27 protein-coding genes and 1 tRNA gene are annotated in these 25,850 nt (G+C 64.3%); 7 read left to right on the top strand and 21 right to left on the bottom strand.

Annotated elements, in window-relative coordinates; all coding sequences use genetic code 11:
• Nucleotides 1-54 precede the first annotated feature (54 nt).
• The 4 genes from AUL33_RS12190 to AUL33_RS12175 form a co-directional block, all read right to left on the bottom strand.
• Entirely contained in the window at nucleotides 55-3,537 is a 3,483-nt protein-coding gene (locus tag AUL33_RS12190; protein WP_082652543.1) for an indolepyruvate ferredoxin oxidoreductase family protein, read from the bottom strand.
• 207 nt (nucleotides 3,538-3,744) lie between these two features.
• Nucleotides 3,745-4,200: an Lrp/AsnC family transcriptional regulator gene (locus tag AUL33_RS12185; protein ID WP_062208063.1), complete on the bottom strand. Its 456-nt coding sequence runs from the start codon at nucleotides 4,198-4,200 to the stop codon at nucleotides 3,745-3,747.
• Nucleotides 4,201-4,272: 72 nt separating this feature from the next.
• Complete coding sequence (locus tag AUL33_RS12180; protein ID WP_062208060.1) at nucleotides 4,273-5,238, bottom strand: DMT family transporter; 966 nt, start codon at nucleotides 5,236-5,238, stop codon at nucleotides 4,273-4,275.
• Between the two features lie 93 nt (nucleotides 5,239-5,331).
• A complete protein-coding gene (locus AUL33_RS12175; RefSeq protein WP_062208329.1) occupies nucleotides 5,332-5,955 on the bottom strand; it encodes a DNA-3-methyladenine glycosylase in 624 nt (207 codons plus the stop codon).
• A 191-nt stretch (nucleotides 5,956-6,146) separates the two neighbouring features.
• Between AUL33_RS12175 and AUL33_RS12170 the strand changes: the two genes are divergently transcribed.
• The 3 genes from AUL33_RS12170 to AUL33_RS21635 all read left to right on the top strand — a co-directional run bounded on the left by AUL33_RS12170 (nucleotide 6,147) and on the right by AUL33_RS21635 (nucleotide 8,085).
• Nucleotides 6,147-6,223, top strand: a tRNA-Met gene (locus tag AUL33_RS12170).
• Between the two features lie 406 nt (nucleotides 6,224-6,629).
• Nucleotides 6,630-7,685, top strand: a complete 1,056-nt coding sequence (locus AUL33_RS12165) for a GNAT family N-acetyltransferase (RefSeq protein ID WP_062208058.1) — start codon at nucleotides 6,630-6,632, stop codon at nucleotides 7,683-7,685.
• Nucleotides 7,663-8,085, top strand: coding sequence for a hypothetical protein (locus tag AUL33_RS21635; RefSeq protein ID WP_082652541.1), 423 nt, complete (start codon nucleotides 7,663-7,665; stop codon nucleotides 8,083-8,085). The genes AUL33_RS12165 and AUL33_RS21635 overlap by 23 nt, the downstream gene beginning before the upstream one ends.
• A 21-nt stretch (nucleotides 8,086-8,106) precedes the next feature.
• Here the strand turns inward: AUL33_RS21635 and AUL33_RS12160 are convergent, their stop codons facing one another.
• The 14 genes from AUL33_RS12160 to AUL33_RS12100 all read right to left on the bottom strand — a co-directional run bounded on the left by AUL33_RS12160 (nucleotide 8,107) and on the right by AUL33_RS12100 (nucleotide 19,302).
• Nucleotides 8,107-8,541, bottom strand: coding sequence for a phage tail terminator-like protein (locus AUL33_RS12160; RefSeq protein ID WP_062208056.1), 435 nt, complete (start codon nucleotides 8,539-8,541; stop codon nucleotides 8,107-8,109).
• Nucleotide 8,542: 1 nt separating this feature from the next.
• Nucleotides 8,543-9,205 (bottom strand): hypothetical protein, encoded by a 663-nt coding sequence (locus tag AUL33_RS12155; RefSeq protein ID WP_062208053.1) that lies wholly within the window; start codon nucleotides 9,203-9,205, stop codon nucleotides 8,543-8,545.
• Complete coding sequence (locus tag AUL33_RS12150; protein ID WP_062208048.1) at nucleotides 9,202-9,417, bottom strand: hypothetical protein; 216 nt, start codon at nucleotides 9,415-9,417, stop codon at nucleotides 9,202-9,204. Before AUL33_RS12150 ends, AUL33_RS12155 begins: the two co-directional genes overlap by 4 nt.
• 152 nt (nucleotides 9,418-9,569) lie before the next feature.
• Nucleotides 9,570-10,469: a hypothetical protein gene (locus AUL33_RS22180; RefSeq protein WP_156419387.1), complete on the bottom strand. Its 900-nt coding sequence runs from the start codon at nucleotides 10,467-10,469 to the stop codon at nucleotides 9,570-9,572.
• Nucleotides 10,469-12,070: a terminase large subunit gene (locus AUL33_RS12145; protein WP_062208043.1), complete on the bottom strand. Its 1,602-nt coding sequence runs from the start codon at nucleotides 12,068-12,070 to the stop codon at nucleotides 10,469-10,471. Before AUL33_RS12145 ends, AUL33_RS22180 begins: the two co-directional genes overlap by 1 nt.
• Nucleotides 12,042-12,437: a phage terminase small subunit P27 family gene (locus AUL33_RS12140; RefSeq protein ID WP_062208040.1), complete on the bottom strand. Its 396-nt coding sequence runs from the start codon at nucleotides 12,435-12,437 to the stop codon at nucleotides 12,042-12,044. The genes AUL33_RS12145 and AUL33_RS12140 overlap by 29 nt, the downstream gene beginning before the upstream one ends.
• A gap of 490 nt (nucleotides 12,438-12,927) precedes the next feature.
• Complete coding sequence (locus tag AUL33_RS12135) at nucleotides 12,928-13,500, bottom strand: hypothetical protein (protein WP_062208037.1); 573 nt, start codon at nucleotides 13,498-13,500, stop codon at nucleotides 12,928-12,930.
• 14 nt (nucleotides 13,501-13,514) lie between these two features.
• On the bottom strand, nucleotides 13,515-13,838 hold the full coding sequence (locus AUL33_RS12130; RefSeq protein ID WP_156419386.1) for a hypothetical protein: 324 nt from the start codon (nucleotides 13,836-13,838) through the stop codon (nucleotides 13,515-13,517).
• A 104-nt stretch (nucleotides 13,839-13,942) separates the two neighbouring features.
• Nucleotides 13,943-15,172 carry a phage major capsid protein gene (locus tag AUL33_RS12125; protein ID WP_244492168.1) on the bottom strand — a complete coding sequence of 410 codons (1,230 nt, stop codon included), beginning with the start codon at nucleotides 15,170-15,172 and terminating at the stop codon, nucleotides 13,943-13,945.
• Nucleotides 15,169-15,711, bottom strand: a complete 543-nt coding sequence (locus AUL33_RS12120; protein ID WP_062208029.1) for an HK97 family phage prohead protease — start codon at nucleotides 15,709-15,711, stop codon at nucleotides 15,169-15,171. Before AUL33_RS12120 ends, AUL33_RS12125 begins: the two co-directional genes overlap by 4 nt.
• Entirely contained in the window at nucleotides 15,708-16,922 is a 1,215-nt protein-coding gene (locus AUL33_RS12115) for a phage portal protein (protein WP_244492166.1), read from the bottom strand. The genes AUL33_RS12120 and AUL33_RS12115 overlap by 4 nt, the downstream gene beginning before the upstream one ends.
• A 669-nt stretch (nucleotides 16,923-17,591) precedes the next feature.
• Nucleotides 17,592-18,386: a BRO family protein gene (locus AUL33_RS12110; RefSeq protein WP_062208026.1), complete on the bottom strand. Its 795-nt coding sequence runs from the start codon at nucleotides 18,384-18,386 to the stop codon at nucleotides 17,592-17,594.
• Nucleotides 18,383-19,108 carry a hypothetical protein gene (locus AUL33_RS12105; protein ID WP_156419385.1) on the bottom strand — a complete coding sequence of 242 codons (726 nt, stop codon included), beginning with the start codon at nucleotides 19,106-19,108 and terminating at the stop codon, nucleotides 18,383-18,385. Before AUL33_RS12105 ends, AUL33_RS12110 begins: the two co-directional genes overlap by 4 nt.
• Nucleotides 19,105-19,302 (bottom strand): hypothetical protein, encoded by a 198-nt coding sequence (locus AUL33_RS12100; RefSeq protein ID WP_062208019.1) that lies wholly within the window; start codon nucleotides 19,300-19,302, stop codon nucleotides 19,105-19,107. Before AUL33_RS12100 ends, AUL33_RS12105 begins: the two co-directional genes overlap by 4 nt.
• Before the next feature lie 102 nt (nucleotides 19,303-19,404).
• Between AUL33_RS12100 and AUL33_RS21625 the strand changes: the two genes are divergently transcribed.
• Nucleotides 19,405-19,734 (top strand): Arc family DNA-binding protein, encoded by a 330-nt coding sequence (locus AUL33_RS21625; protein ID WP_082652539.1) that lies wholly within the window; start codon nucleotides 19,405-19,407, stop codon nucleotides 19,732-19,734.
• A 4-nt stretch (nucleotides 19,735-19,738) separates the two neighbouring features.
• On the top strand, nucleotides 19,739-20,974 hold the full coding sequence (locus AUL33_RS12095; RefSeq protein WP_062208016.1) for a site-specific integrase: 1,236 nt from the start codon (nucleotides 19,739-19,741) through the stop codon (nucleotides 20,972-20,974).
• Between the two features lie 18 nt (nucleotides 20,975-20,992).
• Here the strand turns inward: AUL33_RS12095 and AUL33_RS12090 are convergent, their stop codons facing one another.
• Entirely contained in the window at nucleotides 20,993-21,565 is a 573-nt protein-coding gene (locus AUL33_RS12090; RefSeq protein ID WP_244492183.1) for a Fic family protein, read from the bottom strand.
• 726 nt (nucleotides 21,566-22,291) lie between these two features.
• On the opposite strand from AUL33_RS12090, the gene AUL33_RS12085 reads away from it, so the two are divergent.
• Nucleotides 22,292-23,245, top strand: coding sequence for a Gfo/Idh/MocA family protein (locus AUL33_RS12085; protein WP_062208008.1), 954 nt, complete (start codon nucleotides 22,292-22,294; stop codon nucleotides 23,243-23,245).
• A 4-nt stretch (nucleotides 23,246-23,249) separates the two neighbouring features.
• Here the strand turns inward: AUL33_RS12085 and mnmA are convergent, their stop codons facing one another.
• Entirely contained in the window at nucleotides 23,250-24,434 is a 1,185-nt protein-coding gene (gene mnmA / locus AUL33_RS12080; RefSeq protein ID WP_062208005.1) for a tRNA 2-thiouridine(34) synthase MnmA, read from the bottom strand.
• Between the two features lie 259 nt (nucleotides 24,435-24,693).
• Here mnmA and AUL33_RS12075 point away from each other — a divergent pair, with 259 nt between their 5' ends.
• Nucleotides 24,694-24,984, top strand: coding sequence for a DUF1153 domain-containing protein (locus AUL33_RS12075; RefSeq protein WP_062208002.1), 291 nt, complete (start codon nucleotides 24,694-24,696; stop codon nucleotides 24,982-24,984).
• Nucleotides 24,985-25,222: 238 nt separating this feature from the next.
• Here the strand turns inward: AUL33_RS12075 and AUL33_RS12070 are convergent, their stop codons facing one another.
• Nucleotides 25,223-25,582, bottom strand: coding sequence for a flagellar FliJ family protein (locus AUL33_RS12070; RefSeq protein ID WP_062207999.1), 360 nt, complete (start codon nucleotides 25,580-25,582; stop codon nucleotides 25,223-25,225).
• Between the last annotated feature and the right edge of the window lie 268 nt (nucleotides 25,583-25,850).

The following is a 25,850-nucleotide window of genomic DNA, read 5'->3' as shown; positions in this document are numbered from 1 at the left end:
GCGGGAGTGGAGCTGCCTGCCCGGCTCCGCTCCCGCACTCGTTTCCAACGTCGGCTACTCGGCCGGGATCGCCACCGGCACCAACGAGGCCGAAGCCGGCGTGCCCGCCTCGAAGCGCAGCCAGAGCTCCGCCGCCTTCGCCGCGGCCTTGGTGCGGTTGGCCTCCTTCACCGGACCGAAGCCGCGCACCTCCAGCGGCAGGCGCAGCAGCGCCAGGGCCGCCGCGCGGTCGCCGCGCGCGAGACCGGCCAGCACGCGCTCCACATCCCGTTCGAAGGCCGGGATCGCCGCCCGCTCGGCACGTCGCTCGGTGCCATAGCCGAAGGGGTCGAGCGCGGTACCGCGCAGCCGCCGGCCCTTGGCCAGCAAGCCGAAGGCCCGCAGCATCCAACCGCCGAAGACGCGCTTCTTCGGTCGCCCCTTGCCGTCGAGGCCAGCGTTGAAGATCGGCGGCGCCAGATGGAAGCGCAGCCCCTTCACGCCTTCGAACTCCCGGGCGATCATCTCGGCGAAGCGCCCGTCGGTGTAGAGCCGCGCCACCTCGTACTCGTCCTTGTAGGCAAGAAGCTTGGCGTAGCTTTCCGCGACCGCCCGCGCCAGCGCCTCGTCGCCGGTGGTCTTCCGCACACGCTCGACCAGCGCGAGGTATCGATCTCGCAGCCGCCCGTCCTGATAGTCCGCCAGGAACGCGCCCCGCTGCGCCACCAACTCGTCGAGCGTCATGTCGGCGAGGACCGGCCGGATGGGCTCGTTGCCGCCAATCGCGCGGGCCACCTCGTCCGGCGCATGGGCGGCGAGCCGCCCCCAGTCGAAGGCCGTCTCGTTCGCCTCCACCGCGACCCCGTTCAGCCGGATCGCCTCGCGCAGGGAGGCGAGCGTTAGGGGCACTAGCCCGCGTTGCCAGGCAAAGCCCAGCATCATGATGTTGGTGGCGATGGAATCGCCGGTCAGCGCCTCCGAGATCGCGGTGAAGTTCACGAAGTCGGCGTCCTCGCGGACGCTCGCCCGCAGAGCCGAGCCGACCAGCGTGCGGCGGAAGTCGAAGTCGGGATTGCGCACGAACTCGGCCACCGGTGTCAGGTGCGTGTTCACCACGGCCCGCGTGCGCTCTTGCGCCAGCAGCGCCGCGCTCTCCTTCGAGGCCGCCACCACGTCGTCGGCGGCGATGAGGAGATCGGAACTCCCCGCCACGATCCGCGCCGAGGTGACGTCCTGCGGCCGGGCGCCGAGCCGCACGTGGCTAAGCACCGCCCCGCCCTTCTGCGCAAGGCCCGCCATGTCGAGGATCATCGCGCCGCGTCCGTCGAGATGGGCGGCCATGCCGAGCAGTGCGCCGATCGTCAAGACGCCGGTGCCGCCGACCCCGGTAATGGCGATGTTGTAGGGCGCGGTGAGATCGGCGGGGATCGCGGGCTCCGGCAGGTGGGCAAGATCGGGGCGCGCGGCGGCGGCGCGCTTGCGCGGCGTTCCGCCCTCGATCGTGACGAAGGAGGGACAGAAGCCCTTCACGCAGGAAAAGTCCTTGTTGCAGGAGGACTGGTTGATCTGCCGCTTGCGGCCCCACTCCGTCTCCAGCGGCTCCACCGAGATGCAGTTGGACTGGACCGAGCAGTCGCCGCAGCCCTCGCAGACCGCGGGGTTGATGACGACGCGCCGGTCGGGATCTTGCATCAGCCCGCGCTTGCGGCGCCGCCGCTTCTCGGCGGCGCAAGTCTGGTCGTAGATCATCGCCGAGACGCCGGGCTTGGTCTTCAGATCCGCCATCACCTCGTCCACCGCGTCGCGGTGGCGGATCGTGACGCCGGGGGCGAGATCGGCCGCCTGATAGCGCTCGGGTTCCTCCGACAGGAGCACGATGGGCGAGACGCCCTCGCGATACAGCTGGTGGCTGATCTTGGCGGGGTCCTGCTGCCCGTCGACCTGCTGCCCGCCGGTCATCGCCACGGCGTCGTTGTAGAGGATCTTGTAGGTGGCGTTGACCTTGGCGGCGACCGACTGGCGGATGGCGAGCTGGCCGGAATGGAAATAGGTGCCGTCGCCGAGATTGACGAAGACATGGGCCTCGTCGGTGAAGGGCGCGGTGCCGACCCAGGAGACGCCCTCGCCGCCCATGTGGCTGAAGAGCCGCGTCGAGCGGTCCATCCAGGTCACCATGTAGTGGCAGCCGATGCCGGCCATGCCGCGGCTGCCCTCCGGCACCACGGTCGAGGAGTTGTGCGGGCAGCCCGAGCAGAAGAAGGGCGTGCGGTTCACCGGCGGCACCAGAACGCGGTTCTCCTCGCGCCGCGCCGCAAAGAAGGCCAGCCGCTCCTCGATGTGGCGGCGCAGGCTGGGGTCGAGCCCCGGCAGCTTGAGGATGCGCTCGCCGATGACCTTGGCGGCCGAGCCGACGCTCAGTTCCTCGTGCAGCGATAGGACCGGGTGGTCCTCGTGGTCGAACTTGCCGATGATGCGCGGGCGCACGTCCGCCCGCCAGTTGAAGAGCTGCTGCTTGATCTGGTTCTCGATGATCTCGCGCCGCTCCTCCACCACGAGGATCTCTTCCAGCCCGACCGAAAAGCGACGGACGCCCTCGGGCTCCAGCGGCCAGGGCATGCCCACCTTGTAAAGCCGGATGCCGATCGCATGCGCCCCGTCCTCGTCGATCGTCAGCTCGCGAAAGGCTTGGCGCACGTCCTCGTAGGCCTTGCCGGAGGCGATGATGCCGAGCCGTGCGTTCGGGCTGTCGAGGGTCACGCGGTCGATGCCGTTGGCGCGGGCAAAGGCGATGGCGGCATAGGGTTTCAGGCTCTGCATGCGGGCGTCCTGCGACCAGCGATCGTCGGGCCAGCGCAGGTTCAGCCCGCCTTCGGGCATGTCGAAATCGGTCGGCAGCAGGATGGTGCGGCGCTCATCGGCAAGATCCACCGAGGCGGTGGTCTCCACCGTGTCGGCGATCACCTTCATCCCCACCCAGCAGCCGGAATAGCGCGACATGGCGATGCCGAGCAGCCCCATCTCGACGAATTCATGGATCGACGAGGGGTAGAGCACCGGCATCAGCGCGGCGCCGAAAGCGTGATCGGACTGGTGCGGAACGGTGGAGGACTTGGCGCCGTGGTCGTCGCCGGCGATGCAGAGGACGCCGCCCTTGGCCGCAGAGCCCGCCGCGTTTCCGTGCTTGAAGACGTCGCCCGAGCGATCGACGCCCGGCCCCTTGCCGTACCAGATGCCGACGACGCCCTCTTTGCGCGCGCCCGGCGACAGATGCACCTGCTGCGAGCCCCAGACCGCGGTGGCCGCCAGATCCTCGTTGATGCCGGGCTGGAAGACGATACCCTCGGCGTCGAGGATCTTGCGCTCCTTCATCAGCTGCTGGTCGTAGCCGCCGAGCGGAGAGCCGCGATAGCCGGAGATGAAGGCGCCGGTGTTCAGCCCCGCCGCGCGGTCGCGCCGCATCTGCACGATCGGCAGGCGCACCAGCGCTTGGATGCCGTTCATGAAGACCCGGCCGTCCTCGGCCCGGTACTTGCGCTCGAGTTCGCCGAGATACGCCATCACCGTTCCTCCCGCAGGGCTGACATCGCCGGCGGGTGGTCCCGCTCTTGGGCGAAATCGTAGAACGGGCCGAAGGGAGCCGCATCCTCGTTGATGGGATGCGAAGGGCGGGAATGAGGAGGAACGTCCTCAAGAAGCGTCGATCTTGAGGAGAGTTTGACCGTTATTGCGTCGCCGAAGAGATCCGGCCTATGTTTCGCGCTGCGATCAGATCGGCAGCCGGCCGCCGTCCTTGACGCGGCGCATGACCACGGTCGAGTGCATGTCGCCGACATGCGGCAGGTTCGACAGGCGCGTCTTGAGGAAGGTCTCGAAGGCGTCCATGTCGCGCGTCACGATCTTCAGCGCGTAGTCGTAGGTCCCGGTCACGAGATAACACTCGACGATCTCGGCGAGCTTCTCGGCCTCGCGTTCGAAGGCGTCGAGCGCAGCCTCGTCGTGCCGGTCGAGCTTCGTCATGGTGATGACGGTGATGCCGAGGCCGACCGCCTTGGGGTCGAACTGGTAGGCGCGGCCGCGAATGACGCCGTCCTCCTGCATCCGGCGGATGCGCCGCCAGCACGGCGTATGGCTGACGCCGGCGATGCGCCCGACCTCCTCGATCGAACTGTCGGGATGATCCTGCAGCGCCCGCAGGATCCGAAGATCGGTTGCATCCAGCATGGCCCGGCGCCTCCGCTCGCCTTCACTCGCCGCCGAGCTTCGCATTCCCGGCGGCCGGCCGCCAGCTTGGGGTCAGTCGCGCCGCGTCTCGTACACCAGCGCCACGCCGTCGGGCGCCGCCGAAACGGAGGCCGCACCGCGCGCCGTGGTCGCGACCTTCAACCGCTGCTCGCGCAGGAAGATGAAGACGCCGGACACGGTGATGAGCGCGGCGCCGACGAGCAGCGGCAGGCTCGGCGTCTCGCCGAAGATGAAGACGCCGAAGACGATGGCCCAGATGATCAGCGTGTACTGGTAGGGCACCACCACCGAGGCCGGGGCGATGAGCAGCGAGCGGTTGACGCAGACGTGGCCGCCCATCGACAGGATCCCGAGGAGCAGCAGGAAGGCGAGATCGAAGGGCGGCGGCGACACCCATTGCAGCGGCGAGAGCACGATGCCGGCGAGGAGCGCGGCCACCATCTGCCAGGCGATCAGCGTCGTCTCGCCGTCGGAGGCGAGGAACCGCGTCGAGATCATCAGGACGGCATAGGCGAAGGAGCCGCCGACCGCGATCATCGCCGGCCAGCCGGCGCTCATCAGGTCCGGCCCCAGCGCCACCAGCACGCCGGCAAAGCCCACGAGCACGGCGCTCCAGCGCACCCAGCCGACCTGTTCCTTCAGCACCAGCGCCGAGAGCGCCGTCACGTAGATCGGCCCGGCGAGATAGAAGGTCATCACGTTGGCGAGCGGCAGGTAGCTCAGCGCCCAGTAGAACAGCGCCACCTCGATCGTCGAGCCGGCGGCGCGCACGAGATGCAGCGGCCGGTTGCGGGGGCGCATCACCCGCCGCGGCCCCTCGCGCCAGATGAAGGGCGCAAGCACGCAGAGCGCCGCGAGCGAGCGGATGAGCAGCACCTGCCCCACGGCGTAGCGGTCGACCAGCCACTTGCCCATGGCGTCGTTCACCGAGAACAGGAACACGCCGAGCAGCATGAACGCCACGCCGACGAGCGCGCTGGAAGCGGGAGTGGAGGCGGCTCGCGAGGCGGTGGTCATGGGACGGGGTCGCAGACTTCGGGGCATCGAGGACACCGGGGCGGATCGACGCGCCGGACACGCGCCCCGGTTACACCGCGCGGCCCATCCGCTTCAAACGGTTTCCTTGAGGTTGCGAGGCTTTGTCGGGGCCGGGAAGCCGCGACTGAGAAAGCGCGACCCTTTCAGCCCGAACCGCCAGGGCTGCTCCGCCGCCTTGGTGATGCCGATCCGGGGCCCGATGACGAGGTCGACGGGGCCGCCCGGCCGCAGCACCTCGAAAGGCGCCTCGCGCAGCGACAGTCCGTCGAAGCCGAGATCGAGGCCCAGCGCCTGCGCCAGCCGCCCCGGCCCCGCGCAAAGAAGCCGCGGGGCGGCGAGCCCCCGGCGCTCCGCCATGCGACCGAGCCCCTCCAGCGGTTCGATGGCGCGGATCAGGACGGCGCTGCCGGGTTCGGCAACGTCGCAGACGACGTTCAGGCAGAAATGGATGCCGTAGGAGCGATAGAGATAGGCATGCCCCACGGGTCCGAACATCGCACGGTTCCTGGGGGTCTCGCCGCGAAAGGAATGCGAGGCCGCATCGTCGCGCCGATAGGCCTCGGTCTCGACGATGCGCCCGCCGACGCCATCGACGAAGAACCCGGCACCGACGAGATCGCGCGCCAGCGTCACGGCATCGCGCGCGAACCAGCCGGCATCGAGGGGATCGCCGAAATCGGGAGCGCTGCCTGTCATGGGGTCCTTTCCACGGAAGCCGGACGGCGCGACGCGCCCGAGGCGTTCGATGCCGCCCAAACCATCTTGACAGGCCGGGCCGCCGATCCGTATATCCGCGTCAGTTGCGCTGTCCACCGGGCGGCGGCAACCTATCCCGTATCGGCCCCGGTCGTTCGGGTCGGCGGCGCAAGCTGCTGGATGGTGGAAATGGCAGTGTAGCTCAGCTGGTTAGAGCGCCGGATTCATAACCCGGAGGTCGGTGGTTCAAGTCCACCCATCGCCACCACCCCAACCACTTGATTTTACGACAAATTCTGCAGCCAACGGCATTGTTGAGCCTAGCTCCGTGTCGCAGCTTGTTGCGCTTCACTTCCCTTGGATTGCGGGGGGTTCCCGGCACCCACGGCTACTCCATGCAACATGTCGCGCAACATGGCGGGCGCAAAGATGACCGCCATGAGCGGTGCGAAAGCCGTTTAAACGGCAAGCCATGGTCGACGCAGAGAGCGAATCATTCACGACTGAAACGATTGATGGCTGCCCAGACGGGTTGCCGCCCCTCAGCACCCTGCCTGCAGGGTGAGACTCACCTTGGCCTTACAAAAAGGTGCTCATCACGTTGGGTCTGGCAAACAGCGGTAGGGCCGGCTTATTCTCCACCTCAAGTTGAACGAATCACGCGGGAGGGTTGGTTGGGACGCAGGCTTGAGTTAACGAAATTTCGCAACTTGTCTATTGATGATCCTTTCTTTGATAGTCTGAAGGCAGGATATGATGAGTTTCCTCGCTGGTTTGCAGGCAAAGCCGATGAGGAACTTTACGTTGTAAGAGACGATGAGAACAATTCTCTAAGCGGTATGATATACCTAAAAGAGGAGAACGGTCCAGTTGAAGACGTTGAACCAAACCTCCCCGATCTCCATTGGCTGAAGGTTGGAACCCTCAAGATAGATGGCAAAGGGACTCGATTAGGTGAGCGTGTCATCAAAAAGATATTTGATACCGCGATCGATAGAGGTTGTGATGGGATCTACGTTACGGTGTTTGAACTTCATGATAAGCTGATAAAGCTTTTCACAAAGTATGGTTTTGTCAGATCAGGCACAAAAGCAACCGATAATGGCATTGAATTGGTGTTTACGCGGTCACTTACAACTACTGTAGGCGACAGGACTCGGGATTACCCTTTCATAACACTTGCCAACCATAAAGCATGGCTTTTGGCGATCTACCCAGAGTACCATACTGAGCTTCTACCCGATTCAATTTTGCATAACGAAGATGCAGATATGGTCAGGGACGTCTCGCATACAAATACGATCCATAAAGTCTATATTTCGAAGCTTGCACTTAGTCGCTTATCGCCTGGTGACACTGTCATCTTCTACAGGACAAACGATCACAAAGGACCTGCCTATTATCGCTCGGTCATAACGTCTGTATGCGTCGTTGAGGAGGTCCGGAAGAAGCGTGATTTCCGGGATGGCCAAGATTTTATAGATTATGCGTTGCCCCGCAGCGTCTTCCCCGAGGAGGAGTTACGTGGCTATTGGGCCGCTTGGTCCCGTTTGTACGTTGCCAAGCTGACTTATAATGCAGCCCTTTCAAAGCGCATTACGAGGGGGCGCCTAATGGACGATGGGATCGTGACAGAGCAGCCGCGCTGGGATCTTCGGGAGCTGACCCACGATCAGCTCAGAAGCATGCTGGAGCTTGGAGAAGTAAATGCGCGTATTATTGTCGATTAATCCAGTCCATGTCCGGAAGATTCTTGACGGGGTTAAAATATTTGAGTTCAGAAAAAAAATATTTTCACGAAAAGATGTAAGAAAAATCTTGATTTATTCAACTAAACCAGTCGCTAAAATTGTGGGTGAGTTTTCTATAGATAGAATTATTCAAGACTCTCCGGAGGCTTTGTGGGAGACGACTTACGCCGGATCGGGAATCTCTAAGGACTTTTTCGATTCCTATTTCGCAGGTCGTCAACTTGGCTATGCGTTGCAAATCGGCTTTGTACAGGAGTTTGATTCACCATTAGACCCGGATGAAATGTTCCCGAATTTCACACCTCCTCAGTCCTTTATGTACGTCCCCTCTGTACAGCCGGCCAAGCACAACGAATTTCAGCAGCTTTCACTTTTATAGTCGGGTAAAGTTATTGCGGCGTCATATTCGCTTATGCTCCTCAATCTGGAACTGGAACTCGTAAGGCACGCTAAACGAAACGCGAAAATACGCGTCAGTTTCGTTAGCGTCGTCGATGACCGGCGAGCCGGGCGCCATGCACCACAGGCCTTCGAACTCTTCGCTGCGGAACAGAGCCGCGATCCGCTCCGCCCAGGTCGGCCCTTGGCCGAGCCCTTCGCCCTTCGGCAGGGCGATGACGAAGCGGAACGTCCCCTGTTCGGCAAACCACTGGCCGCCCGGCGCCCCGACTGTCGCGGGATCCGAGCGGCACCATGGAAACTGCAGCACGACGAAGGCCGTGCGCGTCTTGTCTGCGCCGGGCTTGTCGTTCACTTCCCGGATCGGGCAATCCGGCTCGACGAAGCCGGCACGGAAGCGGGCGTCGACGGCAGCAATCACATGCGGGTGCGCCATGTCAGTTCGGCCTCACGGTGATCGCGGGTTGTCGTTTCAGCCAGTCCTGCAGGTCCGCCCCTTTGAGGTCGCGATCCTTGCGCGTCATGCTGGTCTTGCCGGCCCAGGCATCGAGCGCGCCGGCGCCCTCCAGCGAGCGCCAGGCGAAGCCGATCCGGGCGATGTTGCCGAACCGCTGCGCCGCCATCGTCGCGACGCCCTCATAGAGACCGTCCGGGACTTTCTTCGACCAGCCCTTCTCGATCCGCCGGGCGTAGGGCTGGACGTTGATGAAGGCGTATTCCTCGCCGTCCAGGTACGGCGTGCCCGGCACATGCGGCGTCCCGTCGATGTAGAGGACGTGACTGCGCGCGAACTGCCCCGTCAGAACGGGACTGTTCTTCACCAGCTCGTCGCCGATCCAGATCAGGGCCTCGGTGACGAGATTGAAGCGGGCGACGATCACGCCATCGGGCTTCACCGAGGCGAGCGGCGCCCCCTCCCGGCCGTCGACGATCTGGCGATGCGGAGCGGGCCGATCGGCCGTGCCATTGATGCGCTTAGCCTCGCTGATCTTATCCAGCGCATAGGCCGCCAGTTTCCTCGAGCGCACCCTCGGCGAGGAATGCGCCGCGAAGCTCAATTCGACCTCGCGGAAGATCGGCGCAATCTTCGAAGGCTTCATCGCCCGCCCGCCGTGACTTCGTAGGCCATCAGCGTGCCGTCGACGCGGCGCCGCTGGTCGTCGACCGTGTTGACGTAGAGTTCCGCGCCGTCGACGATCGCAAGGTCGCCCTCGCGCAGCGGATCGGACCAGGTGACGTCAGACGCGAACACAATCAGTTTGCGCCGCCCTTCCTGCACCCCGCCGACGATCTCCGCTGCCGAGAAACCCATGACGCGTCCCCGAGCGTAGCAGTCGGGCGCATCGTGACGCCGTAGCAGGATCGGGTTTCCGGTCAGCTGCCTTCGGTAGGCGGCCATGACACTGAGAGCGCGAGGCGAGATTGTGCGGCTTGATCCAAGGCGTAGTGGTTCGGCAGCGACCATCATTCGGTCCCTTCACATTTGAACGTGCTCCGCCCAGCGAACTGCGCGCTTCGGGGCGAGCATCGGGCAGAGCAAAATTTCTGCGGAATTGTCCGGGTTCGCCATCGGAAGACGCTCTCGCACGTCGGGCAAGTCGCTTCCGGCTTGGCCACGCGCTTCTGCTCCCATGAGCAAGCGTTCGAACAGAATTTCTTCTCGATGCCGTTTTTGACGTTCGGGTAAAACAGCTTGGCACACGTCGGACAGGGCTTGTCCTTGTAGATCTTGCGGCGAGCGCCGGAGCACTGTGTGGAGCAAAACCGTTGGCCGATCTCCAGCGTCAGCATGTATTTTCCGCAATGCTCGCAGGGTTCGGAGCGCTCTCGTATGGCTTCCTCTTTGCGAAGCGCCAAGCTTGCTAGGTATTGCGCGCGGTCAAGGCGTTCACTGCTTGCTCTCGCTTTTGTTTGCGATGCAAGCTGGCCGCAACTCTTGCTGCAATATTTGTATCGGTCTCCTTCGAGAGCGCCACCGCAGCGGGCGCAACGATACCGCTCGCCGCGATCGGCAATGGCAAAGTCCGACTGACCTTCCTTCCACGTGGGCCGCTCGGCGCCGAGAGAATGAAGAGCCGTTTCCACGACCTTCGCCGCGCTTCTGTCCGCATCGGCCCAAACCCAGCCCTGCCGAATGAGAGCGATCCGAAGACCGCGCCGGCAAGCCCCCTCGTACTCGAACAGCGTGGGATGCCCTGCGCGAAGGATCAGGGCGGCTGAGGCCACCAGACGGCTTAGCCTCTTGTGGTCAAGCTTTCTCGGCGGCTTGTGAACCGCGACCGCGAGGCGCCGCCGCTCGGCTGCCTCGGCCGCCGCCTGTTGTTTTTTCAGGAAGAGGAGGGTTTCGGCTGAGATATGCAGCATCAGAAGACCAGCAGCCCTTCCGGCCGCGCCCCGAAGTCGCTGTAGACCGAGCGATCGTCGTCGCCGGCAGCGGCGCGGGCGACGGCCATGGCGGCGGCAACCGCGCCGTCGATGCGGTCGCGGCTCTTGCCCTTGTGGAACATGCGGTTCCCGGCCTTGTCGGTCTCGACGGAGATGTTCTGGAAGTTCCAGCGTAGGACAGGGTGGCCGCCGTGCTGGAAGCCGCCGCCGACGATCGCGCGCTCCAGTTCCTTGACTGCCGGCGCCATCGTCACCCAGCCCTGCCGCATCTCGACCGCGGGGAAGCCGTCTTCGAGAAGGTTGTTCAGCATGTTGCGGGCGAGGTGTGGATCGAACGCGATTTCGCGCACGTCGAACCGGTCGCAAAGATCGCGGATCTCGTCCTCAACCCGCCGGAAGTCGACGACGTTGCCGGGCGTCGGGATAATGTGTCGCTCGGTCGCCCAGGTCGTGTAGGGCACGCCGTCCAGTTCCGACCGCCGCCGCAGATTGTCGGCCGGGCAGAAGAACCACGGCACGACGACGAAGCCGTCCGCGTCGTCACGGAAGGCGGCGACGATCGCCGTAAGATCCGAGTTCGACGACAGGTCGACACCAAGCCAGCACGGCCGCCCGGCGAGCGCCGCAAGGTCGATGCGGGCCGCGCCCTGGTCGTACACGTCCATGTCGACGAACGGCTCGGCCGAGTGATCGAGCCAGACGTTCAGATGGAGCTGCCGGAAGGCCTCACGATCGCCAGGACGGTTCTTCGCCTCGCGCGCCAGGGCGCGCAGGCCTTCGATATCCGGGAAGCCATCGACGAGGCCGGGGTTCACCGCGCGCCAGACGGCCTCGTCCTGCCAGTCGGCGTTCTTCGCGGTCTCGAAGATGACCGGGACGTAGGACGGATCGTCGATCTCGCCGGCCTGCACCTTGCGGGCATAGTCGACGATATCCCAGGCGATGTTCTCTTGCCCGCGCCCGGCCGTGGTGATGACCACCATGAGCGATCCGGCGACCTTCACGAGGCCGGTGCGGATCACGTCCCATAGGTCTCGGTTCTTCCACGCGTGCAGCTCGTCGGCGAGTGCGAAGGTCGGCGTGCGTCCGTGCTGCGTTCCGGCGTCGGCCGAGATCGCCTCCAGTGCCGCGCCGCTCTTCGCGTGAACGATCCGGTTCTTGTAGGCTTGGAAACTGAGGACGGCCGCGAAGCGCGGGTCCTGATTGAGGATGCCGACCGCCTCTTCATAGGCGATCAGCGCTTGCTTGCGATCCGAGGCCGCGCAGAGCGCTTGGCCCCCAGCCAGCTTCTCGAAGCCGATCGTATGCAGGAGCGCCAGCGCGGCGCCGAGGCTGGTCTTGCGGTTGCCGCGCGGCAGGAGGATCACGACGGTTCGCGCGATGCGACGACCGTTCTCATCACACGGGCCGTAAATCTTGCGCACGATGCGCTCCTGCCAGTGCGGCAGGTCGAAGGCGCGGCCGGGCAAGCGGCTTTTGGGATGCTTCAGGCCGCGCAGGAACTGGACGGCGCGCTCCCCGTACCCGAAGGGGTCGGGGATCTCGCTGCCGTCAAAGATCCAGCTGGGAGAAGAGGTCATTTTGGACACTGCCTTCCTCCTGTTCGCGGAACGTCGAGCGCGAGCGAGCCGAAGGCGTCAGACCGATTTCCACCGCGAGCTGGCGGGCGGTCGACATGCTCTTGTCCTGCATGCGGATCATCTTGAGATCGAGATCGTCGCCGGCCCGCTGGATGGCGCGCTCCAGTTGCCGGGAGCGGCCGACCGCCGTGCAGTAATTCTCCAGCGAGGCCATGTCGGCCGCCGTGAGGACGCGGCGAACGGCGACGATCGGGTAAACCCGATCCCATTCCTCGCGCGCCTCTACGCTCATCCAATCGGGCGCGGACGAGGCCGCCGGGAGCGGGTTTTCGTTCGACACGACGAGGTGCGGCTTGACCCCTCTCATCGGTCAAGCCCATCAACCCAAACGGAAAAATCCATTTGGCCTCTCTCGCGCGCGTGCCTACCCAGACGGTCTCCGGCCTTTGGGGTGAAGTTCGCACCCACCCCCCCGGTCGGGCGGTCGATCGAGGGGAGATCGAGGGTCCGGGCGCCCGATCGGGCGAAGCCCTGGTCGCGTGCCGTGCGCTGTGAGTGGTGCGGCTTGCAGAAGGGTCGAAGATTCGACCACGACAGGCGCAGGTCCGGCCGCTCCGCGACGCTGACGACGTGATCGGCTTCGGTCGCAGGCTTGCCGCAACCGGGCGAGCAGCACACGGGATGGCGCTTGAGGAAGTCGGAGCGGACACGCTTCCAGGCGGCGTCATAGCCGCGCACGGCCGCAGAGGGGCGGCGAGCGTCCGCCTCGGCACGTGCCTTGATCCGGCAAGCGCACGTCTTGCCGCTGGCGACCGTCTTGCCGCAGGAACAGATACGGGGTGCGTGAACGGGCATCGCTACAGCGCCACCGGGACGCGGTAGGCGGCAAGCGGCGCCGTGACGGCGCTCATCGTGGAGCCCGCGCCGAAGAACGCGATGCTCGACACGCCGTCCACGTCCTCAGAACGGATGGACGCGTCACGGCCACGGCTCAACCAATCGAGCTTCACCAGCTCGATCACGACCCGCTCGATATCATAGGGAAGGTCGCGACCCTCGACGCCGGGCAGCACGTACCCAGCGCTATACTCGACTGCGACCCGTCCAAAGGCGCCCGACAAGATGCCGTGATCCAGCGCATAGGCGTCGTCGCCGAGCGCACTGCCGTTGGCGGTGACGCTGTGGATCTCGGCGATCGGCCAACGCGAGAGCGTGAGGCTTCCACCCTGCCGAAGGACGCTGGCGCTGGTCTCCCGGACCCGCTCAAGAGCGAAGGTCCGACCGCATAGCGTCTCGACTGTGGCGGACGCCCGGAGGATCATCTCCTCCACTAGACCGCGCTCGTTAGCGTCGAAGCTCCCCAACTCGGCCTCCACGGCCACAGTGGTCGTGAGGGCCTTGCTTGCCGCCTTCTCGATGATGGTGAGCATGGCCCTCTCCGATCCTACTGGACGGGCTTGGCGCGAGCGCCAGCGAGGAGGACCACGACGCCGACGACGGCGCCGGTTGCAGGCGACCCGGAGACGTTCGCTTTCACGCGGACGTAGCGGGCATCGCCCAGGTAGCCGACGAGGGTCGACGCGTTGCCCTTGCCTGCCGCATCGACAGTCGGCAGAGCCTTCGTCAGGGATGCCGCAGGGACCGCCGTCCAGTTGGCGTTGTCGGCTGACTCTTCAGCGACGACGGCATGCGAGCCGTTCGTCCAGTCGCCAGTCGTCACGAGGAACGACAGCTTCTCGAAGCCGAGACGATCGATGGAACCGCCCATCGCCGAGGCGGCCCGAACCGCCGGGCTCAAGGCCACGACGGGTTTGATACTGCTTGCGTGTTCGCGCATCGGATGGTGCTCCAGAGATGAAGGGGGATCGCGGCTTAGGCCGCCGCGACCTTGAGCTTGCGAACGGCTTCAGGCCGCACCACGCCAGCGCCGACGCGGCGGCGGGCATGGAAGCGCACGAGGCCGTTGGTCTGCTGGGTGTAGGGGTCGCGAAGCACGGTCAGGCCGACGCGATCGAGGATGCGATAGGCCGAGCCGAAGTCGCCATAGGCGACCGGGACGGCGCCAGCGCCCACGTCGGCGAGATCCGGGGCCTCGATCACGGGACGGCCGAGAAGGGTCGCCGGCTGCGGCGCTGCGATCGTTCCGACCCCATCGACCCACATGAAGTTCCCGCCGGCATCCTTCATCTTGCGGACAGCCGCGATCGTCCGGCTGTTCATCAGGAAGGAGCCCCGGTTCCGGTAGACCTGCGGAAGCGAGTACATGAGGTCGATCAGGCTATCGGGCGTGATCGCGGTGGCCGATCCCGTCGCCACGCTGGCAACGTTCGGATCATTCAGGATACCGACCGGCTTCTTGATCCCGTCGCCGCTGACGAAGGCGAGGCCTTCGAGACGCCCGAACTCTTCGGCGAAGTCGATCGCCAGTTCCTGTTCCATGTTGATGGCCGCGTCTTCGAGAAGACGGTTCGACACGTCGACCCAGCACGCCATCTCGTGAACCGGGATCTCGATTTGACCATAGGTCGGCTCGGTACCGGGACGCTCCTCGACCTCGCCGACCCACTTGGCGGTGATCCGGCCCGTGCGCTTCGGCAGGATGACGGCGCCGGACGAAACGGGCGTGACGCGAGCGGCCTGACGAAGCGGCGAGATCTCGACCAGCTCGCGCAGAAGCGTCGCTTCGAACTGGTCCGGGGCGAGATAACCGCCGGCAACCTGCGCGTCGGTACGAAGCGCGCGGATCTCGTCGGCGCCGAGAAGTTCGCGGCCCTGCCGAATGAAGCCGGTGAAGGCGCGGACCTCGATCGTCGGACCAGCCGGAGGCGGATTGCCGCCGCCCGGACGGTTGAGGCGGGTTTCCAGCCCGGCCAGGCGCTCGGTGAGACCTCGAACCTCGGTCTGGTGACGATCGGCAGCGGCGGCCTGTTCGGTGCGGAAGTTCTCGTTCGCCGAACGCAGCTCTTCGACGGCAGCCGTGGCGGCCGCCAGCGGATCGTCATTCGGCTCGTCGCGGGTTTCGAGCGGCAGCACTGAGCGGGTTTCGAGCGCCGCCATACCGGCCAGCGCGCTCGAAGCGGAAAGGAGGGCGAGGGAATTCATGATCGTGTCTCCAGAGAGCGCGCGGCCTTACGGCAGGCTTCGATGAAGGCCGCCGCGCTCGACGGACGGCCATGTTGCGAGTGGATGGTCTTGATCCGCGCCCGTGCCGCCGAGGGCAGGCCGACGAGCGAGATCTCGACGAGGTCGATATCGGTGATGATCCGGCTGCCGTTCGGGCCCCGCGTATCGGCGCGGGCGCGGAAGCCGATCGAGAGGCCGTTGACGGCGCCGGCCTTTACGAGGGCGTAAGCCTCGGCCCCGCCAGCGGTCTCGCGAATGAAGCGGCCGGTGACGGCAAGGCCCTTGTCGGTCTCGACGATCGTTTCCCACACGCCAACGATCGCGCGGGGATCGTGGTCGCGCAGCATGAGAGGCCGTGTGCCGGCGCGCTTGTGCTCGGCCAGCGTCCGCTTGAACGCGCCGAAGCGGATCGTCTCGCCGTGCGAGTTCGGTTCGGTGTGGACGGCAGCAAGGCCGGTGAAGATCCCGCTCTCGTCGGGCGCGGCGAACCGGAACGACAGGTCGATATGGTCGGTCATGCCTCGCCCCCGGCGCTGCCGCTCGTCGTGTGTGGATTGGCGAACTCGTCACCGCCCGCGTAGGGCGGCAGGTTCTCGCGGGCGCGGACCTCGTTCGGGTTCAGGATGCGAGCCGTGATCGCCTTCGAGTAGGCCTCGAAGCGCGTCGTCGTATCGGCGCGAAGGAGATCGTCGAGGACGAACTCGGCGGTGAACCGGGAGCGTTCCTCGGCGGTGAAGAGCTTGAGGCGCAGCTCGCCCTGCCAAGCCTTCACCCAGCGCATCAGGCCGAAGCGGACGAAGCTCGCGCCCATCTCTTCGGCGTTGCCCCAGGTCGCCCGCCCCAGCTCGAAGAGCATGTGCGGGGGGACGCGGAAGATCCGGGCAATCTCGGTGATGACGTGCTGCCACAGCTCTAAGAACTGCGCGTCGACCGACGAGAAGGTCAGGGCTTGGAAGTCGCCGCCTTCCTCCAGAACGGCCGTGCCACCCGACTTCGCGCCGCCGGCATGGCTAGCGTTCCATGACGCCTTGATGCGGGGCGCGGTCTCGGCACCCAGCTTGTTCGGGAACTTCAGGATGCCGGACGGGCGAGCGCCGTTCGCGAAGAGCTTGGCCGCATGCTCTTCCATGACGAGGGCAAGCGCGATGGCCTCGCGGCCTTGCGTGATCGGGCTGGCGCCGGAAAGCCCGTCCATCGATGGCGCCTTGATGTGGATCAGGTCGCGCCGATCGAGGTAGCGGCGGCCACCCTGTTCCGTGATCGAGTAAAGCGGTTCGCCCGTGTGGCGGTCCCGCTCGACCGTGAGGGACGGTGGATCGAGGCGGATCAGTTCGCGCGGCTGGCCGTTCTGCCGGTTGATGAAGGCATAGCCGTTGCCATGAAGGAGGGCGTCCCTTGTGACCTGTTCGAGAAGGTCGGAGGCCGAGGTCCAATCGTTCGCCTGGTCGTGGACCAGCGCATAAGCCGGATGATCCGTCGCCCGCGACTTCGAGCCGTTCTCGCCGCGCTCGACGACGTGAATGGGAAGCTGACCGATCGCCTCGGCGATCGTCTGGACTGCGCACCGGACGGGCGTCGACCGCATGGCCGAGGCCGGGGTAACGGCGATGCCGGCGGCGGCGGGCGTTGCGCCGAAGATCTCGACCAACCGGGCGTCGGAAAGGCTGACGACGCCCGCAACGTCGCGGCGCAGAAGCGACCCGATAAATCCGCCAATCCAGTTCGACACGTCCGGCCCTCAAGTGAAGGCCCTACTTGGTCGAAGTCTTTCCTGAAATGCAAACCGAAGTAACTGTACTGATTGGAGTTTGAATAGGCGTAACAGCTATATTTTGCAGTCTGAGGGGAGCCAAGAGGATCGTTCTTTTGCATCTGCCCACAAATAAATTTCCTAGGTCAGACTTTACGAGGGTTTGCGAGGGTAGATCAGTAGTTAGCGAGGGTGGAAAATCCGAAATTTCACTAATTTTTTCAACGACTTCGAAAGTCTCGCGATAGTTTTTCCAGTTTCTATAGGCATATAACCAATCTTACTCGGTGAAATGGTCTTACGCGCGCCCACGTGAGGAAGCCTCGCACCTATCGCAAACCCCTTGCGTCACAGGGCTTCGCGGCTCCCCGGCGCCCCTCGCAAGGTATCGCAAACCCTCGCAAACTATCGCAACCGCACACTAGACACAGCTTTCCCGTTCCCTGAATAGGGTGATTTCGGCCGCAAACTTGCGGTAAAACAAGGCTCCTTTACTGATTTTGCGCGCTTATGGTCCGTTCGCCATCTCCCAAAAAACGGCGAAGCGCCGCCGCCGCACGGTGGGGGTGCGGGGGAGGCTGACGGCGGCCAAATAATGGCGCTCGCGCGGCATGGCACGCGGGCGAAGACATGGTTGCGGTGACCTCGTCACGTGTGGCGCATCCTATGCGTGGCGATGTCGGTCAGCTTGAGCCCCAAATAGTGCCGCCGGCGGCCGTCCTCGCGCTCAATCTCCGTCTGCCGCATGAGGAGACCGAACATGGTTTGCGTCAGCCGTTCCGCGTTCACGATCGGCGCCCAAGCCGCATAGGCGGCATACAGCGTGCGAGCCCCCACTTTGCCGCCGCGAACTTGCCGGCAGCAGCAGCGCAGGAACCGACGAACATCCTTGAGCTGCCGCATGTTTCGTGCGCTTGGCGGCGATGCGGTCGATCGCGGCGCCTCGCCTGCCGGGGGTGAACGTCTCGCGGCTCGCTCTTCGTCGACGGGCAAGGGCATGCCGCCCATTTCAGACCAAAGGCGCTGTGCGGCTGGACGACCGTGGATGCGACGGACCAGCTCGCAGGATCGAGCAAGCGCGAGGACGCTATCTAGTTCGGGTTTCGCCGTCGCGCCGCCGAAGCGGCCGGTGCGCCGGATCTCCGGCAGCACCGTCCCGAACACCCAGGACTTGAACCGCTCGGCCGCCTGCTTGCGGCTTTCGAAAATCAAGCGATACATGCCCGGCTCATACAGCACGACCATCTTTTGCGGCCCGCCAAGGGTGCGGATACTAACCGCCCCCTTTTCATCGGCTGGAATGCGACCGAACACATCGCGGTAACGTGCGACCCCGATAGCCAAAGCCATATCTTTTCCGATGACAGCTTCGCGGCCATCCACCGTCAAGAACCTAATAGGCTGGCTCTCGAATTCGAAATCGAATGTCGCCAGCGCGCTCAAGCGTCCTTTTCCATCATCGAACTGAAGAGCAACCACAGCTCGCCCTCTTCCGGCTGCACATCGCGCCAGAGACCACGCTCGTCGTCAGTCAGGTACTTGATGCGGATTGCATTGCCTTCGAGCGTGCGCGGGCGCCACGACAAGAGGTCGCGGGACGCGTGATCCAACAGTGCCCGAGCCTCCTTCTCACCAGCGGTTTGAGTTGCCGAGGAGCGGTTAGCGCTAGCCGCCGCGTCAAGGACCGACCTAAACGCGATCGCGGCGGCACGGTGACGGGTGAGCAGCAGCGCAAGCTCTTCGTCATCGCGTGTCCGATCCTGGATCAGCTTGCCCCTCCGCTCGGTCTCACTGACAACCTCCGCCGGCCAGGTCTCTCGATAGATCTCGTCGAGGGCTTTGACGGCGCGGTGAACTTCTTCGATCATGAAGACGATGGTGCGCGCCTGGTCCTCGAAGACCTTGGTGACCCCGCCCTCGGCAGCCATGGCGAACGTAGTATCCGCGAGCATGCAGAGAACGTGAGATCGCCCTGCCGCAGAGTGGATCGGCTCTTCGATCGCCTCATAGAACTGGCGGTAGTCGAACGGCGCCCTTGCCGCCCCGCTGGACGCGGTGTTATGAAGCTGACTGTTCACAGCGCTTTCCTTGCAGGAATTGTTGGAACCACGGCCCGGAGAGGTGGCAGCCTCTGCCGGGCCAGTTTCGTCGATGACGCGGATCAAGACGCGAACTCCACGAAGAAGTTGGTGAGCTTCGAACGCTCGGCCACCCACTTCCCGCTCACCTTTTTGGCCGGCAGCTCGCCGCTTTCGAGCATGCCGAACGTCGCACGCTCCGTACGCCCGATAAATTTGGAGATCGCCTTGGCGCCCCAGATCAGGTTGAGGGTTTCCCCTGCACTCCCTTGAGTATGCACTTTCCATCTCCTGTTAACCCCACAATGATATGGGTAGCAGAGTGGGAGGATTGGCGTCAACGGATCTACCCCATAGTGCTATGAAAAACGAGGGTCGGGTCGATGCCGCCAAAGGCTGCTGATTTTGAACAGTTCCAAATCAGGCTCCCGCCGGGGATGCGCGAGAAGCTCAAGCGTTCAGCAGCAGAGAATAAGCGCTCGATGAACGCCGAAATTGTGAAACGTTTGGAAGAAACTTACGAATTCGTCCAAACCTATTTCGATTTTGATAAAGGTGTTCAGAGTACCCATCGCCCTTCAGGCTGGTATAGAGAACAGTCATATCGAGCCATGGACGAGGACGAAATTACCGAAGCGGTAATTCGATACTCCGAAGAGCTAAACCTAGCCATTGCCGCTCTTAGAAATATTAGAGACAAAAACGGAAAGTAGTGAAATGTCTGTCCGCAAGCGGGCTTGGACCACGCCCGGCGGCGAAGCGAAAACCGCATGGGTCGTCGACTACACCGACGCCACGGGTAAGCGCCGGCTCAAGACCTTCAAGCTCAAGAAACAGGCCGACGCCTTCGCCGCTACCGCCCTGGTCGAGATCCGCGCCGGAACGCACGTCGCCGATAGCGCCAGCGTCACGGTTGCCGCCGCCGGCAAGCTCTGGCTGGCAAGCGTCGATGCGGCCGGGCTGGAGCGGACGACGGCGGCCAGCTACGAAGGCCATCTCCGATTGCATATCGTGCCCTACCTCGGCGAGGCGAAGATCTCGGCTTTGACGATCCCCGCCGTCCGCGCTTTCGAGGACCAGCTTCGGACGGCCGGGCGCTCCCCTGCCATGGTGCGGAAGATACTCGTCTCCCTCGGCACGTTGATCGCCGACGCGCAGGAACGGGGCCTGACGAACAGGAATGTCATTCGCGACGTGCGCGGCCGACGCGGCGGCAGCGATCGGCGCCAAGAGAAGCGTCACCGGGGCAAGCTGAAGATCGGCGTCGACATTCCGACCCGCGAAGAGATCAAAGCGCTTGTCGGCGCCGTCGAAGGCCGATGGCGTCCGCTGATTCTCACGGCAATCTTCACCGGCCTGCGCGCGTCCGAGCTGCGCGGCCTGCGGTGGTCTGACGTGGATCTCGATCGCCGCGAGATCCGGGTGCATCAGCGCGCCGATCGCTACAACGAAATTGGGTCGCCCAAATCCTCGTCGGGCGAGCGCACCGTGCCGGCGCCGCCGATCGTCATCAACACGCTTCGAGAATGGAAGCTCGCCTGCCCTCGCCGCTGGACAGGCAAGCGGGACGCGGACGGCAATCCGGTCCTCGTCCTCGATCTCGCGTTCCCAAACGGCGCCGGCAAGGTCGAGCAGCTCAACAACATCGTGCGGCGCGGCCTGCATCCGGCTTGGATCGCTGCCGGCGTCACGGTCGAGACGGACCAGGTGGACGCGGACGGGCACCAGGTCCTCGCCCCGAAATATTCCGGCATGCACGCCCTGCGCCATTGGTTCGCGTCATGGTGCGTCAACCGCCGCGAAGACGGCGGCCTTGCCCTGCCCCCGAAGACGGTACAGGACCGCATGGGCCATTCGACGATCGCCCTGACGATGGACCGCTACTCGCACCTATTCCCGAAGGCCGACGAAGCCGACGAAATGGCTGCCGCTGAAGCGGCACTCCTTGGGTGAACGTCTGAACGCATATTTTCAGCTAGGCTGATTATTTTCGCTCGGCTGGTCTACGGCGCCACCCTCGTATGGGAGGCCTTCATCGTCGATCTGCGCTTGGACCAAGACCGCGAGATAGTCTTCCATATCTGTAAAGTCGAGATGCCCGGCATCCCAAGCGGTATCAGCAGCGATTAAGGCTTGCTCATAGCCATCTCGAGCGTCGCGAATACGCTCAGGGAGTATGCGCTTCCCGGGCTGCAAGGCTCCACTTCGAACACATAGCAAGAAGTAGCAGACAGCTCTTGCAGTCCGGCCGTTTCCCTCAACAAATGGATGGATCCAATTGAGGCGCCACAATCCGTATGCAGCCAACTCAGTGGGCGTCCAAATGTACCAATTTTCTTGAACCGTCGAAATAAACCGATCCATCCAATCACCCACCTCATTGAAATGGGGTGGCTTGTGATCGCCTACATATATCGGCTCTTGGCGAAATCTCCCACCAAAAGCCGATATATTTGCCACTGCGACATGGTTTAAGGACCAGAGCAAAGACCTGTCAAATGATCTAGGACCTTGCTTGAGACCAATCTCAATGCAATTCAGCATTAGACTATACTGTCGGCCTAGATTTTGCTCCTGTACACGGTCATAAAGCTCCGGGTCCTCATCCTCAAGAACGATCATATCAAGCTACACAGGCTCTTGGACGCCAATTCTAACATGAGTAGTCGCACGCTGGGCTGACTCCCGGGTGATCCGCGATCCCTTAGGAGCGTTCCCGTAAACGAAACTTGCGCGCTGCTCCCGTAGCTGCTCTTCGGTCAAAACTACGGTACGCGCATTTGCCAGCTTCGCTTCCAGCTCGGGGCGCGCAGGCGCTCTCTTCAAGGCTGATTTGCGTTCGGCCATACGATTCTCCAGTCCAGGATATTTGTCTCTGAACATATCCGTGGATGCAGGAACAGCAAGGCTTTTGCGCGTACAGGACACAACGAGGGACAAGGTGTGGCAGCTGGGAACCGGCGTACCTAAAAGCTCGGTTGCGTCACACAATTCGTACGATACGGATATAGAACGACAGAGAACGCACAGGCCATCGACGCACAAAAAACGCAACATGTTCGCAACATGAGGGCTCAAACCCTTTTAAAAGCTGGATTGCCAATCGTCTTCATAACCCGGAGGTCGGTGGTTCAAGTCCACCCATCGCCACCCCCCCTCTCATCAACATCACGCTCGGCATTCACCTTGCCGCTTCGCGCAGCCAGCTTGCGGCATTGCGCTTCGGGCGATAGGCACGCCCGCAGACAGGTGCGATCGCGAGGATCCGGAATGACGAAGCGTTTGGCGGTGGTCGGCTGCGGCCAGTGGGGCCAGAATCACGTGCGCACCCTGCACGAGATCGGCGCCCTCGCCGCGATTTCCGACGCCGATCCCACGCGCGCCGCCGATCTTTCCGCGCGCTACGAGGTGCCCGCGCTGCCGCTCGACCAGCTGATCGAGGATCGCACCATCGACGCGCTCGTGCTGGCCATGCCGCCGCGCCTGCATGGGCCGACCGCGCGCCGCGCCTTCGCCGCCGGCAAGGACGTGCTCATCGAGAAGCCGATCGGGCTCGACCCCGTGGACGCCACTGAGACGGCGCGCGCCGCGAGCGAGCATGGCCGGCTGCTGATGGTCGGGCATGTCCTGCGCTTCCATCCCGTCTTCGAGCGGCTCGACGCGGTGGTCCGCGAGGGGCGGATCGGCGAGGTCCGCCACATCGTCTCGACCCGGCTCGGGCTCGGGCGTTTCCTGGGCATGGACGTCGTCTGGGATCTCGCGCCGCACGATCTCTCGCTGGTGCTCCACATGGCCGGCTCGGCGCCGGAGCGCATCGAGACGCTGCGCCGCACGGTGCTCAGCGACGAGACCGACGTCGCCGATATCGCCATGACGTTTGCCGGCGGCCTCACCGCCGAGATCCACGTCTCGCGCGTGTCGCCCTATCGCGACCGGCGGTTCTCGGTGGTCGGTACCGAGGGCATGATCACCTTCGACGACCTGGCGCCCGAGGGTCAGAAGCTGGCGCTCTATGCCCATCAGGTGCGGCGCACCGAAAACGGCTTCACGTTCCGCAACGGCGACGCCGAGCATCTGGAGACGGTGCCGGGCCTGCCGCTCGACCGCGAGCTGCGCCATTTCATCCACTGCGTGGAAACCCGCGAGACGCCGCGCACCGGCGCGAGCGAAGCCGTAGAGACCGTGCGGATCCTCGCGGCCGCCTCGCCGCGCCGCGGCGACTGACGCCTCAGGCGACGAGCGTCGCCTCCGCTCCCGCCATCGTGGCCGGTGCCTCCACCCGCACCGGCTCGGTGCGCGCGATGATGCCGCCGCCGAGCACCTGAACACCGGCGCCCTCCCCGGCGTAGAAGACGCAGGCCTGTCCCGGCGAGACACCCTCTTCGCCGGCGCCGAGTTCCACCATCACCTCGCCGCCGTCCTCCACCAGCCGCGCGGGCGCGGGCGGGCGGGTCGAGCGGATCTTGACGAAGACCGGCCTGCCGGCGAGCGCGGCGTCGATCGCCGTGCCCTCGCCCAGCCAGTTGATCGAGCGCAGCGCGAGACGACGCGTCTGCAGCGCCTCGCGCGGGCCGACCGTCACCCGCGCCGCCCGCGCATCGATGGCGACGACGTAGAGCGGCTCGCCGGAGGAAACGCCGAGACCCCGGCGCTGGCCCACCGTGAAATGCAGGATCCCCTCGTGCCGGCCGAGCACGCGGCCATCGACATGGACGAGATCGCCGGGCGCGCCGGCATCGGGCCGCAGCTTGGTGATCACGTCGCTGTAGCGACCCTTCGAGACGAAGCAGATGTCCTGGCTGTCGGGCTTGGAGGCGACGCCGAGCCCATGGCGTTCGGCGATGGCGCGCGTCTCGGGCTTGGTGAGGCCGCCCAAGGGAAAGCGCAGGTAGTCGATCTGCGCCTGCGTCGTCGCATAGAGGAAGTAGCTCTGGTCGCGGTCGAGATCGGCGGGGCGGTAGAGCGAGCGATGGTCGCCGTTCGCTCGCGATTCGATGTAGTGGCCGGTGGCGAGCGCATCGGCGCCGAGGTCCTGCGCGGTGGCCAGCAGATCGCGAAACTTCACCGTCTGGTTGCAGGCGACGCAGGGAATCGGCGTCTCGCCCGCCAGATAGCTCGCCGCGAACGGATCGATCACCGATTCGCGGAAGCGCTGCTCGTAGTCGAGGACGTAATGCGGGACGGCGAGGATCTCGGCCGTGCGGCGGGCGTCGGCGATGTCCTGGCCGGCGCAGCAGGCGCCGGCGCGCTTGGGCGTTGCGCCGCCGTCGTAGAGCTGCAGGGTGATTCCGACGACATCGTAGCCCTCGGCCTTCAGAATCGCGGCCGTGACGGAGGAATCGACGCCGCCGGACATGGCGACCACGACGCGCGTGTCCGCCGGCGACTTCGGCAGATCGAGGCTGTTTCGCATGGCAACCACTCTTCGGATGCCGATCTCGGTCGGCGTTGTCGTTTCTTTTAATCCCGACCTGCCATCGTGCCAACTGCACGAGGGATCAAGGCGACTGCCGCGGCTCTCTGGCAAGACAAACCGCTGAAACTGTGACGCCCGTCGCTTCGCATTTGGCTCAAGCTCTTCTCGAATTGTTTTGAGAGGCTTAGCGGAATTTTTAGAAGCGGAAGGCTAAGGTCGGGGGCGATTAGGTCTTTGCGTAATTGTAGAGAGTTCAATGACCGATCAGGTTAGACCGAGAGTCAAATACGTCATCGGCCCCGATGGGAGCCCGCTGACGATCGCCGATCTCCCGCCCTCGAACACGAGGCGCTGGGTCATCCGCCGCAAGGCGGAGGTCGTCGCCGCAGTGCGCGGGGGGTTGCTGAGTCTCGACGAGGCGTGCTCCCGCTATACCCTGACGGTCGAGGAATTCCTGTCCTGGCAGGTGTCGATCGACAGCCATGGGCTGGCGGGCCTGCGCACGACGCAGCTGCAGGAATACCGAAAGAAGATCGACTTCCACTAGGGGAAGCCGGTCCTCGACCAGACGATCGAACGGACCGGCCTCGTGCCGGTCTTTTCGTTTGTGGCGTTTGGTGCGGCCGAAGAGGCTTTCCCCCCATTCCGTGCTGTCAGCGACGCGCCTTTGAGGCATCCACCGCCGAAACGACGAAGCGGCCCGGCATGCTTCACGCATGGGGCCGCCGAACCACCGGCACAACTCAAGAGAGAGGCGATCGGGAGCCCTAGCGGGCTCCGCCAGATCAGGCCACCGCGACCGAGCGCCGGTCGTCGCCGTCGCGCTGCTCGAGCTTCTCGGCGTTGGACAGTTCGGCCTCGGCCTCTTCGAGCGCGATTCGGGCCGCGTTCATCTGGATGCGCAGGTCGCCCACCGAATTCATCAGGTTGTCGCGGCGGGTGCGGGCGGCCTTGGCGAAGGTCGGGTAGGCGAAATGGGTGATGTCGGTGATGCCCGACTTCTTTTCCTCGTTGGCAATCTGGGCGTCGAGCTCGCCGGCCATCCGCTCGAACTCGCCGAGCATCATCTGCAGCTGGTCCACTTGGCGGCGCTTCTCGGCCACCTTGAAACGCGTCAGACGCATGAGGTTGTCACGTTTCGACATCGAGCCCACTCTCCTGTTCCTAGGGCTTCTGGACATGAAACCCCGTGCTGCGGTGCAGTCTGCGGCTTCGGGCAAGCCTCAAAGGCTAGATCTTAACCACCTGTTTACGCGCACCGTTAATCATAGGCGCCAAGGATTTAAGGCTGAGTAAATTGCTTGATTAGAACTCTCCGGTCCCTGCGCATGGTTTGCGGATTGTCACCCGCCGCGGATTGTGACGCGCAGAACGGTCTCAGACCGAAAAGATTAGGTTGATGGAACGAGCGGA

This window comes from Aureimonas sp. AU12, assembly GCF_001463705.1.
In the GTDB taxonomy this organism is placed as follows: Bacteria; Pseudomonadota; Alphaproteobacteria; order Rhizobiales; family Rhizobiaceae; genus Aureimonas.
The sequence above is the reverse complement of the archived record's forward strand: the minus strand, read 5'-3'. Positions and strand labels throughout refer to the sequence as shown.

Coding starts and splice junctions, on each gene's coding strand:
- mnmA (WP_062208005.1), bottom strand. CDS start 24,434: ATGCGAAACAGCCTCGATCTGCCGAAGTCGCCGGCGGACACGCGCGTC.
- AUL33_RS12075 (WP_062208002.1), top strand. CDS start 24,694: ATGACCGATCAGGTTAGACCGAGAGTCAAATACGTCATCGGCCCCGAT.
- AUL33_RS22180 (WP_156419387.1), bottom strand. CDS start 10,469: ATGCTGCATATCTCAGCCGAAACCCTCCTCTTCCTGAAAAAACAACAG.
- AUL33_RS12125 (WP_244492168.1), bottom strand. CDS start 15,172: ATGAATTCCCTCGCCCTCCTTTCCGCTTCGAGCGCGCTGGCCGGTATG.
- AUL33_RS12070 (WP_062207999.1), bottom strand. CDS start 25,582: ATGTCGAAACGTGACAACCTCATGCGTCTGACGCGTTTCAAGGTGGCC.
- AUL33_RS12140 (WP_062208040.1), bottom strand. CDS start 12,437: ATGAGAGGGGTCAAGCCGCACCTCGTCGTGTCGAACGAAAACCCGCTC.
- AUL33_RS12120 (WP_062208029.1), bottom strand. CDS start 15,711: ATGACCGACCATATCGACCTGTCGTTCCGGTTCGCCGCGCCCGACGAG.
- AUL33_RS21625 (WP_082652539.1), top strand. CDS start 19,405: ATGCCGCCAAAGGCTGCTGATTTTGAACAGTTCCAAATCAGGCTCCCG.
- AUL33_RS21635 (WP_082652541.1), top strand. CDS start 7,663: ATGCGCGTATTATTGTCGATTAATCCAGTCCATGTCCGGAAGATTCTT.
- AUL33_RS12175 (WP_062208329.1), bottom strand. CDS start 5,955: ATGACAGGCAGCGCTCCCGATTTCGGCGATCCCCTCGATGCCGGCTGG.
- AUL33_RS12155 (WP_062208053.1), bottom strand. CDS start 9,205: ATGAAGCCTTCGAAGATTGCGCCGATCTTCCGCGAGGTCGAATTGAGC.
- AUL33_RS12185 (WP_062208063.1), bottom strand. CDS start 4,200: ATGCTGGATGCAACCGATCTTCGGATCCTGCGGGCGCTGCAGGATCAT.
- AUL33_RS12130 (WP_156419386.1), bottom strand. CDS start 13,838: ATGGGCGGTTCCATCGATCGTCTCGGCTTCGAGAAGCTGTCGTTCCTC.
- AUL33_RS12095 (WP_062208016.1), top strand. CDS start 19,739: ATGTCTGTCCGCAAGCGGGCTTGGACCACGCCCGGCGGCGAAGCGAAA.
- AUL33_RS12180 (WP_062208060.1), bottom strand. CDS start 5,238: ATGACCACCGCCTCGCGAGCCGCCTCCACTCCCGCTTCCAGCGCGCTC.
- AUL33_RS12135 (WP_062208037.1), bottom strand. CDS start 13,500: ATGCTCACCATCATCGAGAAGGCGGCAAGCAAGGCCCTCACGACCACT.
- AUL33_RS12085 (WP_062208008.1), top strand. CDS start 22,292: ATGACGAAGCGTTTGGCGGTGGTCGGCTGCGGCCAGTGGGGCCAGAAT.
- AUL33_RS12090 (WP_244492183.1), bottom strand. CDS start 21,565: ATGCTGAATTGCATTGAGATTGGTCTCAAGCAAGGTCCTAGATCATTT.
- AUL33_RS12190 (WP_082652543.1), bottom strand. CDS start 3,537: ATGGCGTATCTCGGCGAACTCGAGCGCAAGTACCGGGCCGAGGACGGC.
- AUL33_RS12145 (WP_062208043.1), bottom strand. CDS start 12,070: ATGACCTCTTCTCCCAGCTGGATCTTTGACGGCAGCGAGATCCCCGAC.
- AUL33_RS12160 (WP_062208056.1), bottom strand. CDS start 8,541: ATGGCGCACCCGCATGTGATTGCTGCCGTCGACGCCCGCTTCCGTGCC.
- AUL33_RS12150 (WP_062208048.1), bottom strand. CDS start 9,417: ATGGGTTTCTCGGCAGCGGAGATCGTCGGCGGGGTGCAGGAAGGGCGG.